Source organism: Camelimonas sp. FR25 (genome assembly GCF_059740505.1).
This window is the reverse complement of the sequence record NZ_JCAWFG010000087.1, coordinates 1-15,466: the sequence shown is the minus strand read 5'-3', so window position 1 is coordinate 15,466 and position 15,466 is coordinate 1. Positions and strand designations below refer to the sequence as shown.

Annotated in this window: 11 protein-coding genes and 1 pseudogene; 9 read left to right on the top strand and 3 right to left on the bottom strand. The window is 65.5% G+C overall.

What is annotated here, in order from left to right:
• Positions 1-126 precede the first annotated feature (126 nt).
• Positions 127-1,356: an ABC transporter substrate-binding protein gene (locus AC6A67_RS12455; RefSeq protein ID WP_498036871.1), complete on the bottom strand. Its 1,230-nt coding sequence runs from the start codon at positions 1,354-1,356 to the stop codon at positions 127-129.
• A 419-nt stretch (positions 1,357-1,775) separates the two neighbouring features.
• Here AC6A67_RS12455 and yghU point away from each other — a divergent pair, with 419 nt between their 5' ends.
• Entirely contained in the window at positions 1,776-2,654 is an 879-nt protein-coding gene (yghU, locus tag AC6A67_RS12450; protein ID WP_498036870.1) for a glutathione-dependent disulfide-bond oxidoreductase, read from the top strand.
• 235 nt (positions 2,655-2,889) lie between these two features.
• Here yghU and AC6A67_RS12445 read toward each other — a convergent pair whose 3' ends face one another.
• Together AC6A67_RS12445 and AC6A67_RS12440 are read right to left on the bottom strand one after the other, a co-directional pair.
• Positions 2,890-4,026: an ROK family protein gene (locus AC6A67_RS12445; RefSeq protein ID WP_498036869.1), complete on the bottom strand. Its 1,137-nt coding sequence runs from the start codon at positions 4,024-4,026 to the stop codon at positions 2,890-2,892.
• A 106-nt stretch (positions 4,027-4,132) separates the two neighbouring features.
• Complete coding sequence (locus tag AC6A67_RS12440) at positions 4,133-5,191, bottom strand: NAD(P)-dependent alcohol dehydrogenase (protein ID WP_498036868.1); 1,059 nt, start codon at positions 5,189-5,191, stop codon at positions 4,133-4,135.
• 386 nt (positions 5,192-5,577) lie between these two features.
• On the opposite strand from AC6A67_RS12440, the gene AC6A67_RS12435 reads away from it, so the two are divergent.
• From AC6A67_RS12435 to AC6A67_RS12400, 8 genes and pseudogenes are all read left to right on the top strand, one after another.
• Positions 5,578-6,369, top strand: coding sequence for a crotonase/enoyl-CoA hydratase family protein (locus AC6A67_RS12435; protein ID WP_498036867.1), 792 nt, complete (start codon positions 5,578-5,580; stop codon positions 6,367-6,369).
• Between the two features lie 184 nt (positions 6,370-6,553).
• Positions 6,554-8,020: a protein adenylyltransferase SelO gene (locus AC6A67_RS12430; protein WP_498036866.1), complete on the top strand. Its 1,467-nt coding sequence runs from the start codon at positions 6,554-6,556 to the stop codon at positions 8,018-8,020.
• Positions 8,021-8,343: 323 nt separating this feature from the next.
• Entirely contained in the window at positions 8,344-9,534 is a 1,191-nt protein-coding gene (nhaA, locus tag AC6A67_RS12425) for a Na+/H+ antiporter NhaA (protein ID WP_498036865.1), read from the top strand.
• 162 nt (positions 9,535-9,696) lie between these two features.
• Positions 9,697-10,458: a crotonase/enoyl-CoA hydratase family protein gene (locus tag AC6A67_RS12420; protein WP_498036864.1), complete on the top strand. Its 762-nt coding sequence runs from the start codon at positions 9,697-9,699 to the stop codon at positions 10,456-10,458.
• 371 nt (positions 10,459-10,829) lie between these two features.
• A complete protein-coding gene (locus tag AC6A67_RS12415) occupies positions 10,830-11,957 on the top strand; it encodes a ligase-associated DNA damage response exonuclease (RefSeq protein WP_498036863.1) in 1,128 nt (375 codons plus the stop codon).
• Positions 11,954-13,642, top strand: a complete 1,689-nt coding sequence (locus AC6A67_RS12410; protein WP_498036862.1) for a cisplatin damage response ATP-dependent DNA ligase — start codon at positions 11,954-11,956, stop codon at positions 13,640-13,642. The genes AC6A67_RS12415 and AC6A67_RS12410 overlap by 4 nt, the downstream gene beginning before the upstream one ends.
• A gap of 457 nt (positions 13,643-14,099) precedes the next feature.
• On the top strand, positions 14,100-15,173 hold the full coding sequence (locus AC6A67_RS12405; protein ID WP_498036861.1) for an NAD-dependent epimerase/dehydratase family protein: 1,074 nt from the start codon (positions 14,100-14,102) through the stop codon (positions 15,171-15,173).
• 23 nt (positions 15,174-15,196) lie between these two features.
• Positions 15,197-15,466: pseudogene (locus AC6A67_RS12400) on the top strand (hypothetical protein); the annotation flags it as partial.

The window sequence follows — 15,466 nt, the reverse complement described above, 5'->3', positions numbered from 1 at the left end:
GTGGGCGCCGCCGGGCGCGGCGGGCCGTGACTGGGGAACCGGGCATGAGCCGGTCGGCGGCGATCATGCCCCTGGTTGGCGCGCCAGACGCCGCCAGCGGCGCCGTCTGGCCATGGTCGCAGACGGTTATTTCTTCGTCGCGCTGTCGATCACCGGCCCGAAGCGCTCATAGCGCTCGCCGTTGAAGCGGATCAGCTGCAACTGCTCGATGGGGAAGTGGTCGTCTGGCGCCGTATTGACGCTGACGCCAGGCAGCATCAGCTCGGAACGGAAGTTCTTCAGGTTCTGCGCCTGCTTCATGATATTGGCGGGCGACAGGTCATCGCCGGCCTGCTTGAGCACCTGCTCCATGGCCTGGGCCACCACATAGCCATAGACGGTCAGCGCATCCTTGCGGTCAGCCTCGGGCAGATATTTGTCGTAAAAGGCGTTCCACTCCTTGAACGCCGGATCGTCCTTCCACGTCGGATCATCGCGATCCTTGAGATAGGCGCTGGAGATGATGCCTTTGGCGTTATCCTTGCCCGCCGGGCCGATCACCGCAGCGATCGAATTGGCGTTGCTGCCCAGATAATGCGTCGGCTTCCAGCCCAGCTCGGCGATCTTGCGGATGGCCTGGGCGGCGAATTTCGGCGTGGTCATGTTCATGAAAGTGTCGGCGCCAGAGGCGCGTAACTTGACGATCTGCGAGTCGATGGTCGGGTCGGTGCTCTCATAGGAGGCTTCAGCGACGATCATATTGGCCTTGTCGCCGAGCCCGTCCTTGAAGCCCTTGAGCACGTCACGGCCAAAGTCGTCGTTTTGGTACAGCACGGCGATCTTCGCATCTGGCTTCGTCGCAAGGATATTGGCGGCGAAGGCCTTGCCTTCGGTCTGGTAGCTGGGCTGGAAACCCATGGTCCACGGGTAGTTGGCGTGGTCGCCAAACTTCGTCGCGCCCGAGGCGATGAAGATATGTGGGATCTTCTGACTGTTGAGATATTTCAGCGTGGCTGAACTGGTCGGCGCCCCGAGCGAAGCATACATCACCGCCACCTGGTCGCTCTCCACCAGCTTGCGGGTCTGCTCCACCGTTTTGGGCGGGCTGTAAGCGTCGTCATAGGTGATGAAGCTGATCTTGCGGCCATTGACGCCGCCCTCATCATTCATCTTGCGGAAATATGCCGCCGGGATCTTGCCCAACACCGCATAGACCGCCGCCGGCCCGCTATAGGCGTTGACATTGCCGACGCGCAGATCGCTTTTCTCACCCGCCTTGCTCTGGGCCAGGGCCGGAGCACAGCTCAAGGCGAGCGCCATCATCACAGCTGATAGCCCAACGGCCGCCGCCTTCCGGTTCATGCCATGACTGGTCATGCCGTTTCCTCCATTTTGTCTGGCGTGGCGAAGATCGCCATGCGCCATGCGCCGGTGTTCCGGCTGCAGTCGTGAGTGTCGGACTTCGCGGCGATGCCGGTCAATGGCGCGACGGCGCATTGGCGCAGGTTTGATGAGCGGCGAGAGCCCGCGCGGAGGGCGGGCGTGGAAGATTTTTCTGCTTTCCGCCGAAGGGCGCGCAGGCGGGCGCATATGGGACATGCAGCCGCCTCATGTCCCGGAGCCCTGGCCACCTGTTTGGCGCTTGCCTGCCAAAGGCTCGCGCCTGACGCGCCCTTGCGAACCCTGGCGAGACCTCGTGCGCGCGCCGCCGCCGCGCCATTGCGCCCTGCGCCGATGGGCGCCACCGTGGCCGCCTGAATCAGTTGCGCGGGCCTTGGCCCGCCAGGGAGACTGCCATGAGCGACGCCGTCAACTATACGCCGCCAGAGGTGTGGACGTGGAACAAGGCCAATGGCGGGGCCTTCGCCAACATCAACCGCCCCATCGCCGGTCCGACCCATGACAGGGAGCTGCCCATCGGCAAGCACCCGCTGCAGCTGTACTCGCTGGGCACCCCCAATGGTCAGAAGCTCACCATATTGCTGGAGGAGTTGCTGGCGGCGGGCCATAGCGGCGCCGAATATGACGCCTGGCTCATCCGCATCAATGAGGGCATGCAGTTTGGCTCGGGTTTCGTTGCGGTGAACCCCAATTCCAAAATTCCGGCCCTGCTCGATCGCTCAGGCGACAATCCTGTGCGGGTGTTCGAGTCGGGCGCCATCCTGCTGTATCTGGCGGAGAAGTTCGGGGCGTTTGTCCCCACCGACCCGGCGGCGCGGGCCGAGTGCCTGTCCTGGCTGTTCTGGCAAATGGGCAGCGCGCCCTATCTCGGCGGCGGCTTCGGCCATTTCTACGCTTATGCGCCGGTGAAGATCGAATATGCCATCGACCGCTTCAGCATGGAGGCCAAACGCCAGCTCGACGTGCTGGACCGTCGGCTGGCCGAAACGCCCTGGCTGGCCGGCGACGACTATTCCATCGCCGACATCGCCGTGTTTCCCTGGTATGGCGCGCTGGCCAAGGGGCTGATCTACAACGCCGGGACCTTCCTCTCCGTGCACGAGTACCGCCACCTCAACGCCTGGGCCGACCGGATGCTGGCCCGGCCCGCCGTGCAGCGCGGCCGCAAGGTCAACAACGTCAATGGCAAGCCGGAAAACCAGCTGCACGAGCGCCACGACGCCTCGGATTTTGACACGAAGACCCAGGACAAGCTTCAGGGCGACAGGACCTGAGCGAGCTTTATCCAGGCTGCGAGGCTGCTGACGCATCCGAGACCTGGAATGCCCAGTCGCAGCACGGGCCTGGCCAAATCCCGATCTGTCATGCTCATCGGGATCTGATGGTAGGCCTCACCGGCGCCTGGGCTTCAAGCGCCAGGCGCCGTGCTCCCATTCAGGCGCGGCGCCGAGACACCGAAAGCGTCGCTGCGCGTGCTGGCCGGACCATGCGGGCCTATGCCGGCAGCACTCAGTCGGCCAGCTTTGACCGGTTGCTGTAGCAGGCGTTGCCGAGGCCGGTGCCGATGGTCAGCACGCCCCAGCGGGTGACGTCCTGCATGAACGGCGTCTGGCTCAGGCCCTGCACCACGGCGTCATTGTGGATCACCACCATGGTCTCATGGCCGCTGATCTCCGGCATGGCCTTGCGGATGGCCTCGGCCAGATTGAAGCGGGCGCTCTCCCAGTCGCCAGGCAGATTTTGTGCGCCCCGGGCGATGGCCCCATCGGCCTCAATCACCCCGGGAACGCCGACGCCAATCAGCGGGCTGAGACGACGGCCTTTTTTCTCGGCCTGTTTGCGCAGCGACGCCAGCATGTCGGTGAGCCGCCCCACCGCCTCATTGCGGCCTGGTTTGTCCTCGCGGTGCCGCCACAGCTCGAACTTCCAGACCTTGGCGCGCGACAGGTCGGCGCGCTGCCTGATGTTAACGTCGACCACGCCGCAGCGAATGTTCGAGCCGCCGACATCCACCGCCAGAATGGCGTCGTGGCCCTCATAGACCCAGGCAGGGGCCAGATGGGCGCAACCGATCAGTCCGGCCTCGTCGGGGTGGTGGCGGATGATCTCCATATCGACATCGGCGCCGCTGGCCTTCAGCAGCATTTCGGCGCGGGCGACGGCGATCTCGCCGACCCGGCTATCCTTGAGGCCGCCGCCGACCACGATGCGCTCGACCTTTTTCCACGCCGGCTCTTTGAGAAAGCGTCCGGTGACATGGGCGAGCTCGCCGGCGAAGCGCTCGATGGCACCTAGCACCACCGCCGCCGCCGCCGCATCGCCACGAGTCAAAGCGAGGTCGAGCTGGGATTTGCTGATGCTGGCGCTGGGGTCGTCGCCCAATGGATCATCATCGGTGCGGCGCAGCACCTTACGGATGTCATCGAGCGTGGCGCGGAAGGCGCGGCCGCTGGCGCGGTCGCCGATGAAGCCATCGCCGTCGCGGATTTCCAGATTGTAATTGTCGACCAGCACCGACGACAGCTGGGCCGCGCCATGGGCGGCGATGCCGCTGGCGACGACCGGCGCGATCTGGCTAGCCTCAGTCTTGCTGGAGGCGCTGCTGCGCTTCTTGCCCTTGCTGGCGGCGGCCTGCGATTTGCCCATGATCCCTCCATATGCCCGGAGGGGAAATGCGCCCGGGGCATTTCCGTTCCGCCCATGGCGCCGCCGGCCAGCAGCGCGCAAGGGCGGAAGCACGCAACGTAAGGCGTTACGCGGCGCCGCCAGCCAGCGTCGTCATGTCGATGACGAAACGGTATTTGACGTCGCTCTTCAGCATGCGGGCGTAAGCGGTCTCGATCTCCTGCATCGGGATGATCTCGATATCGGAGACGATATTGTTGGCGCCGCAGAAATCCAGCATCTCCTGGGTCTCGGCGATGCCGCCGATGATCGAGCCAGACAGGCTGCGCCGGTTGGGCAGCAGGCTGAAGACATTGACCGGCAGCGGCTTGTCGGGGGCGCCGACCTGCACCAGCGTGCAATCCCGCTTCAGCATGTTGAGATAGACATTGATGTCATGGGGGGCGGCCACAGCGTCGATGATCAGATCGAGCTTCGACCGCCACGCGGCGACCGCTGTGGGGTCGGTGGACAGCACCACCTCATCGGCGCCCAGGCGCTTGCCATCCGCAACCTTGGACGGCGAGGTGGTGAACAGCACCACTTTCGCGCCCAGAGCGTGGGCGAATTTGACCGCCATGTGGCCAAGCCCGCCGAGACCGACGACGCCGACGGTCTTGCCCGGCCCTGCCTGCCAGTGACGCAACGGCGACCAGGTGGTGATGCCGGCGCATAGCAACGGCGCTGCGGCGGCGGGGTCGAGATTATCCGGCACCCGCAGCACGAAATCCTGCGTCACCACGATATGGCTGGAATAGCCGCCGAAGGTGTGGCCGCCGCTGACCCGGTCCTTGCCGTTATAAGTGCCTGTGCCGCCCCGGGCGCAATATTGCTCCAGTCCATCCTGGCAATTGTCGCAGGTGCGGCAGGAATCGACGAGGCAACCGACCGCCGCCGTATCGCCAACCCTGAACTTCGTCACCTCAGCGCCGACCGCCGTGACCTTGCCGACGATCTCATGGCCAGGCACGCACGGATACAGCGTGCCGCCCCATTCATTGCGCACCGTGTGCAGGTCGGAGTGGCAGACGCCGCAATGGCTGATCTCGATCAGCACATCCTGGGGACCGGGATCGCGCCGCTCGAATGAGAATGGCGCCAGCGGCGTCTGTGGATCGCCGGCGGCGAAACCCGTGCACATGAACATGAGGCATTCTCCCTGTGTGGCGGCGTTGATCGCCCGGCGGACATGCTGCGATGTCCGGCGCTGGCGATGGTCGCGGCCCTTGGCCCTTCTCGCGCCTATCATGACCTGGCGGCGGCGGCGAGAGAATGACGGGAAGCGTAAGCGCTGACGCAAACCACATCTAATCAGCGGCGCCTGGCCGGTACGCCCGGAAAGGACCTGTCTAGGGCCGCGCTAGCGGCCTCACCGGGAGCCAATCTGATGGATTGGCTGATTTCTCCCGCTGACATTCCACTCTAGACTTGTCCGCAACAAGCGCCAGCGCAGCAATGCCGGCGTCCGGCGCGCAAAGCTTACGCCAGACAACGACGCCAGGCCGCGCCAGTCAGACAAGGGAGACGACGCAGATGAACAATACCCCCGCCGAAGTGGTCAGGCTGGAGCGCAATGGCCCGGTGGCCACCATCATCATGGACCGCCCCGAGCGGCGCAACGCGGTGGATGGGCCGATGGCGGCGGCGTTGCGCGCCGCCTTCCAGCAGTTTGAGGCGGATGCAAGCCTGCGCGTGGCGGTGCTGTGGGGCGCCCATGGCGTGTTCTGCGCCGGCGCCGATCTCACCTCCGTCAATGATCCGGCGCGCCGCCATGTGCTCGATCCGGAAGGCGGCGGCGATGGCCCGATGGGGCCATCACGCATGGCGCTGTCGAAGCCGCTGATCGCCGCCGTCTCCGGCTATGCCGTGGCCGGCGGGCTTGAGCTGGCGCTGCTCGCCGATATGCGTGTGGTTGAGGCCAGCGCCACCTTTGGGGTGTTCTGCCGGCGCTGGGGCGTGCCGCTAATCGATGGCGGCACGGTGCGGCTGCCGCGCATTGTCGGCATGGGCCGCGCCCTCGACATGATCCTCACCGGCCGGCCGGTTGGCGCCGAAGAGGCGCTGGCCATGGGCCTCGCCAATCGTGTCGTCGCCGATGGCGAGGCGCGGGCGGCGGCCGAAGCCCTGGCGTTACAAATCGCCGCCTTCCCCCAGGCCTGCATGCTGGCCGACCGCGCCTCAGCCTATAGCCAGTGGGACCTGCCGCTCGACGCCGCCCTGCGCCAAGAAGGCCGCGACGGCGCCCCGATCGTCGCCATGGAAGGCCGCGCCGGCGCGGCGCGCTTTGAACAAGGCGCCGGACGCCATGGCACATTCGGCGAATAGGGCGCTTAGGCCATCGCAGGCATGATCCCTGCCCGGCCGGGGGTCTGGACAATGGGGAACCGCAGGGGCCGCCAGCGGTTGCCCTTACTGGGGGCGGAGCGTGCGGGCCGCGCCCGCTTGCCAGGCGGGCGCAGGCCGGTCATGACAGGCGCGCAACCATCCGCCGCGCCGCCCGGAGGCCATGATGACTGACGCCAACGCCGCCCTGACCTTTCGGCTCGACAATTCCTATGCCCGCCTGCCGGAAGCCTTCTGGGCCCCTGCGACGCCGCGTCAGGCCAGCGCGCCGCATATGCTGGTCTTCAATCAGCCGCTGGCCAGGCGACTCGGCCTGTGCGCGGACGACGCCACGGCAATTGATGCCCAATCCCTCGCCCCGCTGTTCGCCGGCACAGGTCTGCCGCATGGCGCCGCTTTGATCGCCCAGGCTTACGCCGGTCACCAGTTCGGCAATTTCACCATGCTGGGCGATGGCCGGGCGTTGCTGATCGGCGAGCAGATCACCCCCGATGGCGAGCGCTTCGACCTGCAGTTCAAGGGCTCAGGCCCCACCGCCTTTTCCCGCAATGGCGATGGCCTGGCGGCGATTGCTCCGATGCTGCGGGAATATCTGATGTCTGAGGCGATGCATGCCCTCGGCGTTCCCACCACGCGCAGCCTCGCCGTCGTCGCCACCGGCGACACCGTCTACCGCGAGACGGCGCTGCAAGGCGCGGTGCTGACCCGCGTCGCCGCGAGCCATCTGCGCTTCGGCACGTTCCAGTATGCGTCGGCGCTCGGGCGCGATGAATTGCTCGGGGAGTTGCTTGGCTACGCCATCGCCCGCCATGATTTTGACCTCGCCGGCACGCCAGGGGCGGCGCTGGCCTTCCTGCGCAAGGTGATGGAGCGCCATGTCGATCTCGTGCTTAACTGGCTGCGCATCGGTTTCGTCCATGGCGTCATGAACACCGACAATATGACCATCTCCGGCGAAACCATCGACTACGGCCCCTGCGCCTTTATCGACGCCTTCGACCCGGCGGTGGTGTTCAGCTCGATCGACCAGGGCGGCCGCTATGCCTTCGGCCAGCAGCCAGCAATCGTGCAGTGGAACCTCGCCCGGCTCGCCGAGGCGCTGCTGCCGCTGATCAACGCCGACAAGGATGTGGCGATCCGGCAGGCCGGTGAATTGCTCAACGCTTATGGCGCGCTCTACCAGACACGCTGGCGCGACATGATGTGGCGCAAGCTCGGCCTCGACGGCGACGAGGCCGACGACATGGCGCTGGTCGCCGATCTGCTCAACTGGATGCGCGCCGCCAGGGCTGATTACACCAACAGCTTCCGCGCCCTGTGCGATGAAACTGCGCCTGTGCCTGAGGCATTCGCCGATCCGGCCTTTGTGGCGTGGAGGCAGGGCTGGGACGCGCGGCGGGAGCGCAACGCCATGGATCGCGCGCAGTCCAACGCCATGATGCGCGCCGCCAATCCCGCCGTCATTCCGCGCAACCATATGGTGGAATCGGTGCTGGCGGCGGCGGTCGCTGGCGACATGGCGCCGTTTGAGGCGGCGCTTGAGACGCTGGCCAATCCCTATGAGCCATTCACCGGCGACGTGGCATGGCGGACGCCTGGCGAGGGCCTGCACCTCACCTTCTGCGGCACCTGACCTCCCCATCCGGTTATTCTGGACAGGCCATACAACCGGCTGGCATACCAGCCCCAGAGCGCGTTCTGGCTGATGGCCATTACGCTCTGTTGCTAGCGTGACCTGCGCCGCCGCCCAGATTGTGCCGTGCGCGACAAACCGGGCGCTGCATCCGGTGGATAAGGCGCCGCCCTGACTGCGCCGACGGCCCGAGGGAACCGGGATCGCAAACCGCAGCCTTGCCGTCTCGGTCATGGCTCCAGCATCGCCGTGAATGCTGGCCCAAATGGCCTGCGGTTGGTCGCCGCCAGCGCATCTGAAGCAAATAGACCTTTGAGGTGAACATGACCATGAGGCCTGTACGGCGCCCGTTTTCGATGTTCCGGGCGTTTCTCGATAACAGCGCCTCTGGCGGTCTTGTTCTGATGTTCGCGGCGGCGGCGGCGCTGGTCGTCGCCAATTCGCCGCTGGCGCCCAGCTATTTCGCCGCCCTCTCCGCCTATCTCGGCCCGCTCAGCGTCGCGCACTGGATCAATGACGCGCTGATGGCGGTGTTCTTCCTGTTCGTCGGCCTTGAGATCAAGCGCGAGATGCTTGATGGCCAGCTGGCCAGCTGGCCGCGCCGCATTCTGCCCGGCGTCGCCGCCCTCGGCGGCATGATCGCGCCTGCGCTGGTGTTCGTCTGGTTCAACCATGGCGATGCGCAGACCATGCGCGGCTGGGCCATCCCCACCGCCACCGACATCGCCTTCGCCCTCGGCGTGCTGTCGCTGCTCGGCAATCGCGTGCCGGCGGCGCTCAAGGTGTTTCTCACCGCCCTCGCCATTATCGATGACCTCGGGGCAGTCATCATCATCGCCCTGTTCTACACCGCCAATCTGTCGCTGCCGGCGCTGGGCGGCGCGGCGGTGGTGCTGGCGGCGCTGATTGCGCTCAACCGGCGCGGCGTGCTGCACCTTGGGCCTTATCTGCTGCTCGGCGCGCTGCTGTGGTTCTTCGTGCTGAAATCTGGCGTCCACGCCACCATCGCCGGCGTGTTGCTGGCGCTCACCATCCCGTTGCGCCGGTCGCCTGGCCTCGCCGGCGACCTGCACGCCTCGCCGCTGCACCGGCTGGAGCATGCGTTGCGCGACGTCACGCCGTTCATCATCATCCCGATCTTCGGCTTCGCCAATGCCGGCGTGTCGCTCAGCGGCATGACCCTCGGCAATCTTATTGATCCGCTGACCCTCGGCGTCGCCGGCGGCCTGCTGCTGGGCAAGCTGGTCGGCGTGTTCGGCGCCACCTTCCTGGTGGTCAAAAGCGGCCTCGTCGAGATGCCAGCCAATTCGCGCTGGGTGCATGTGCTGGGCGTGTCGCTGCTGTGCGGCATCGGCTTCACCATGAGCCTGTTCATCGGCCTGCTGGCCTTCGCCGACAATCCGGCGCTGCAGAGCGAGGTGAAGCTCGGCATCATCTGCGGCTCGGTGTTGGCGGCCATCCTTGGCGCGCTGGTGTTGCGGCTGGCCCCGGCGCCGGCGCCGCAGACCGCGTGAAAGACGCCGACATTCGCAGCGCGCCCACTGGAAAGGCGCCCCGGCAATCTGATAGGGGTGCATCAACCCCTTTGCAGGTCTGCCGGGAATCGCCGCACGCATCCTGGACACGCCGCGACATTGCTCCGCTGCAACCGGCGGATCGTTTCTGGAGGACGTTTGATGAGCGCTGTTGAATTCAAGGTCGAAGATGGCGTCGCCATCATCACGCTGAACCGCCCTGAGGCGAAGAACGCCGTGAATGGCGATGTGGCCCGTGGCGTCGCCGCCGCCGTGGACGAGATCAACAGCCGCGACGACATCCGTCTGGCCGTGATCACCGGCGCTGGCGGCTCGTTCTGCGCTGGCATGGACCTGAAAGCCTTCGTCAAGGGCGAAGTGGTGTCGATCGAAGGTCGCGGTTTCGCCGGCCTGACCGAAGCGCCGCCGAAGAAGCCGCTGATCGCCGCTGTCGAAGGCTACGCTTTGGCTGGCGGTTGCGAGCTGGCGCTGTCCTGCGACCTGATCGTCGCCACCGAGGGCTCGAAGTTCGGCGTGCCGGAAGTGAAGCGCGGCCTCGTCGCCGCTGCTGGCGGCCTGATGCGCCTGCCGCGCCAGATCCCCTATCGCATCGCCATGGAGCTGGCCCTGACCGGCGACATGGTTCCGGCCGCCAAGCTCGAAGCCTATGGCCTGATCAACCGCGTGGTGCCGAACGGCACGGCGCTGGAAGAAGCCCTGAAGCTGGCGCGCATCATCGCCGCCAATGGCCCGCTCGCCGTCGCCGTGTCGCGCCAGATCATCAACGACCAGCAGGAGTGGTCGGCGTCCGAGATGTGGGAGAAGCAGAAGGCCTACATCGAGCCGGTGTTCAAGTCGAACGACGCCCGCGAAGGCGCCATCGCGTTCGCCGAAAAGCGCGCTCCGGTGTGGACCGGCAAGTAAGCCGTCCTCTGCGCCAGGGCTGATTGTTCAGCCCATGGCCGCCTTGTGACCGACCGCTTGCGCCGGCCATGACACGACCGGCCATTACACGATCCGACCCGCCAGCAGCGATGCTGGCGGGCTTTTTTTCTGTGCGCCGCCGCGCGCCATGGCGTTGATGACGTCGCCCGGTCACCGCCCAGCCTGTGCGGCTTGTCCGTCACAGCAGCCAGGCGGCGCGGCGCGCGGAACCCGACAGGCGGCGCCGCGTTAGCTAAGGCAGGTCTCATCCTGTTCATCCGCACGCCGTTGCCGCCGGCGCTTCGACCAGCAATCATGCCGCAGGCGTCGCTTAGTTCGCTCAAGGCGACTGAAACAGCCAGGGAGGCAGCATGGAGCCTGCGGCGATCACGGTTAGCCCCACGGCGGAGTCGCTACTGTCGCTGACGCCCCAGGGGCTGTATTGCCCTGCGGGCGACTTCCATATCGACCCTTTGCGGCCGGTTCCGCGCGCGCTCATCACCCATGCCCACGCGGATCACGCCCGGCCCGGCCATGGTCAGGTGCTGGCGACGGCTGAGACCCTCGCCATCATGGCGGCGCGCTATGGCGCTGATTTCGCCGGCGCCCAGCAGAGCGTCACGCTGCGCCAACCCCTGACCATCGGCGACGCTACAGTCAGCTTCGTGCCCGCCGGCCATGTGCTGGGCTCGGCGCAGATCCTGATTGAAGCCCGCAACCGACGCGGCGCCCGCACGCGGCTTGTGGCCTCGGGCGATTACAAGCGCGAGGCTGATCCGACCTGTCTGCCGTTTGAGGTCATGCCCTGCGACGTGTTCATCACCGAGGCGACCTTTGGCCTGCCGATCTTCCGTCACCCGCCGGCGCTGGATGAGATCGGTCGCCTGCTGGCTTCGCTGCGCATGTTTCCCGAACGCACCCATCTGGTCGGGGCCTATTCGCTGGGCAAGGCCCAAAGGTTGATCGCTTTGCTGCGCGCCGCCGGCTACGACGCGCCAATCTATCTGCATGGCGCCATGCAGCGCGTCACCGACGTATACCGGCGGTTCGGCGTCGCCCTTGGCGATCTGCCGCCTGTGCCGCCGCGTGAGGGCCGCCGCCAGGGCGTCGACCTGCCCGGCGCCATCGTGCTGTGCCCGCCGGGCAGCTTGCAGGATCGCTGGAGCAGGCGCTTCGCCGATCCGGTGCACTGCCTCGCCTCCGGCTGGATGCGCACCCGGGCGCGGGCCCGCCAGCGCGGCGTGGAATTGCCGCTGGTGATCTCCGACCACGCCGACTGGCCGGACCTGTGCCGGACCATTCGCGAGACCGGCGCCGGTGAAATTCTTGTCACCCATGGCCAGGAAGACGCGCTGGTCTATTGGTGCGGCGCCCAGGGGCTGGATGCGCGCCCCCTGAACATGCTCGGTTATGGCGATGAAGAGGCGGACGATGGCGACGACCTGAGCCAGCCGCCGCCGCAGGCCCGATCCGGAGCGACGCCGGGGGATTTGGCATGAAGCGCTTCGCCGCTTTGGTCGATCAGCTGGCCTATGAGAGCAGCCGCAACGCGCGCCTGCGCATCCTGCAGGACTATTTCGCCTCAACCCCTGATCCGGATCGCGGCTACGCCCTCGCCGCCCTCACCGGCGGCCTGACCTTCCCCAACGCCAAGCCAGCGCTGATCCGCCAGCTGATCGCCGGGCGCACTGACCCCACCCTGTTCGCGATTTCCTATGATTATGTTGGCGATCTGTCTGAGACAGTCGCCTTGCTCTGGCCCGCCGCAGAGCCTGCCGGCCATGACGGCGCTACGGAGGCGCCGGAGTCCGCGCGACGCAACGATCTGTCGCTGTCGGCCGTGGTGGAGACCATGGCCGGGGCGCTCAGGCCAGAGATGGCGCCGCTGCTGGCAGGCTGGCTCGACGCGCTGGATGAAACCGGGCGCTGGGCGCTGCTCAAGCTGGTGACGGGCAGTTTCCGTATCGGCATTTCTGGCCGCCTCGCCCGCACGGCGCTGGCCCAGTTTGGCGGCCGCGACATCGACGAGATTGAAGCGGTGTGGCATGGCCTCGAGCCGCCTTACGCCAGCCTGTTTGCCTGGCTTGAGGGCCGTGGCCCACGCCCTGCCGCCCAGTCGCTGACGCCCTTCCGTTCACCCATGCTGTCGCAGCCGATCGACTGGGACGAACTGCAAGGGCTGAATGCCAACGATTACGTAGCGGAATGGAAGTGGGACGGCATCAGGGTGCAGGCCTCCGTCGGCACGGATAGCGACGGCCAGCCGGTGGCGCGGCTGTGGTCGCGCAGCGGCGAGGATATTTCGGCGACCTTCCCGGACCTGATCGGCGAACTGACCGGCGCGGCGCGCTTCGACGGCGCCATTGACGGCGAGCTGCTGGTGCTGCGCGACGGCGCCGTGCAGAGCTTCAACACCTTGCAGCAGCGCCTGAACCGTAAGCAGGCCACGCCAAAACTGCAGCGTGACTACCCGGCGCACATAAGGGCCTGGGATGTGTTGTCGCTCGATGGCGAGGACCTCACCCCCCTGCCGTGGAGCAGCCGCCGCGCCCGGCTTGAGCAATTGGCGGCGCAGCTGGCGCATCCGCGCATCAGCCTGTCGCGCATCATTGATTTCGCCGATTGGGCCGCGCTGGCGGCGGCGCGCGCTGACCCGGCCAGCGCTGGCGCGGGCGACGACGCAGCCGCCGTCGAGGGCTGCATGCTCAAACGCCGCGACAGCGCCTATGTCAGCGGCAGGCCCAAGGGACCGTGGTTCAAATGGAAGCGTGATCCGCATCTGGTCGACGCCGTGCTGATGTACGCCCAGCGCGGCCACGGCAAGCGCTCATCATTCCACTCGGATTTCACCTTCGGCGTCTGGCAGCCGCAGGAGGATGGCGGGCGCCGGCTGACCCCGGTGGGCAAGGCCTATTTCGGTTTCACCGATGAGGAACTGGCGCAACTCGACCGCTTCGTCCGCAACAGCACCATCAACCGCTTCGGACCCGTGCGCGAAGTGGCGCACGAACCAGACCGCGGCCTGGTGCTGGAGATCGCCTTCGAAGGCCTGCGCCGCTCTCCGCGCCACAAATCCGGCCTCGCCATGCGCTTCCCCCGCATCCACCGCATCCGCTGGGACAAGCCACCCGCCGAGGCTGACGAACTGGCGGCGCTGGAGCGGTTGCTGGATGAAGGGGAATGAGTGGCCTCGCTTGAAAAAGATGCGCGTGAGGTCTTCACGGGGGTATCTTGCCCCGCCATAAGCCACCGACCCCGTTGCACAGTGCATCGCGCCGTCTCGCCGACGCCAATTGCACGAGGTCATCACCCTCGCATGCCAGGTTGAAACGCAAGCCTAAACCGAGCCTGACATCCCGCTCATAAAGAGGCGACGCGTATCACCGTTTCCCGTTTGCTTGTGCGACAGCACGTGCTTGGGCCAGCGTTATTAGCGGCCGGATGCCATATGCCCCAAGCGGGACTGAATTTGTCGTCCCACCATGTATTCAACGCCAATCGCGGGAGCACCCGCCAATTTTGCGCCGAATTTCATTTCAGGCCAAATTGTATCATTTACATTTTCTCATCACATCTGCTTTTTGCCATGATATGCATATATTCTAAATATAATATTCCTTTATATACTATATGAGGCGAACATGCTGGATTGCGTGTTGTCGACTGGCGGCGCCGGCTTCATCGGTTCGGCGCTGAGCACCAAAATCTGTGAGATGGGCCTTACCGTTGTTGCGGCAGATATCATGCTTGGCCAGGTCCACCACTCAGGCGCACGACCCGCGTGGCTTGACAAGCGTGTCATCCTTGAAAAGGGCGACATTGCCGACGCCGCGTTCTGGCACAGCCTGCTCGCTCGGTGGCGTCCAAGACAAATCATTCACATGGCTGCGGAAACAGGAACGGCCCAGTCACTGACAGAGGCCAGCCGCCATGCGGCCACGAACGTGCTGGGTACGGCGCGCATGCTGGACGCGGTGCGTCTCGTCGGCTGCTTTCCGGAACGGATCATCCTGACGTCCAGCCGCGCCGTCTATGGCGAGGGTGCGTGGCGCAGCGCTTCCGGCGAACTGTTTTATCCACCTTTGCGCAGCCATTATGCGCTCAGTTGCGGCCAATGGGAGCCAAGAGGGCGCGATGGATTGCCCGCGACGGCGGCGCCCCATGATGCAGGGACCGTCGCCCCCAATCCCGTAAGCATCTATGGCGCGACGAAGCTGGCGCAGGAGCATATTCTTCAGGGCTGGTGCGCCGCCTACACAATTCCACTCAGCATCCTGCGCCTGCAAAATGTATACGGTGAAGGGCAGTCTCCTCATAATCCGTATACAGGCATTATCAATATATTTCACCGGATTGCCCGGTCAGGCCAATCTATCCCATTGTATGAAGACGGCAATATTACCCGTGATTTCATTCATATTGAGGATGTCGCGCGCGTTTTATCCAGACTATTACAAGAGCCCGGACGTGACAATCACAAATTCGACGTCGGCTCAGGCGAGGCGACCACTATACATGAGGCGGCCAGGATCATCGCCAGATTGCACAACGCTCCGCCACCTGTCGTCTGCGGGGCGTTTCGGGATGGGGATGTACGTTCCGCCGTCGCTGCGACAAACGCGATGTATGAAGTGACAGGTGTGAGGGCAACTGTCAGCTTCGAAGAGGGGGCGGAACGGGTCGGCCGCTATTTGCAAGCCTCTGGATTCATCTGAGCAAACAGGCGCGCCGAAACACCATGACAGATATCCCTGCCAGCCATGTACAAACGCAGGCACGCTGCGTTCAGGTACAGTCAATCATTTATCACCTCGACCATGATGCGATCGCCAGGGCAGCGACCAGCCTGGCGCGCGCTGCCGAACTCGCCCTGCAGGCGGGGGTGTGCGCCGACATCATCCTGGCGCTTGGCGACACCTCGTCACGACCGTGCCTGAGCGACAGTGAGCTCAGCGCGTTGCAGCAGCAATTTCCTATGCTGAGGATCAGTTACAGGTTTTTTGACAGC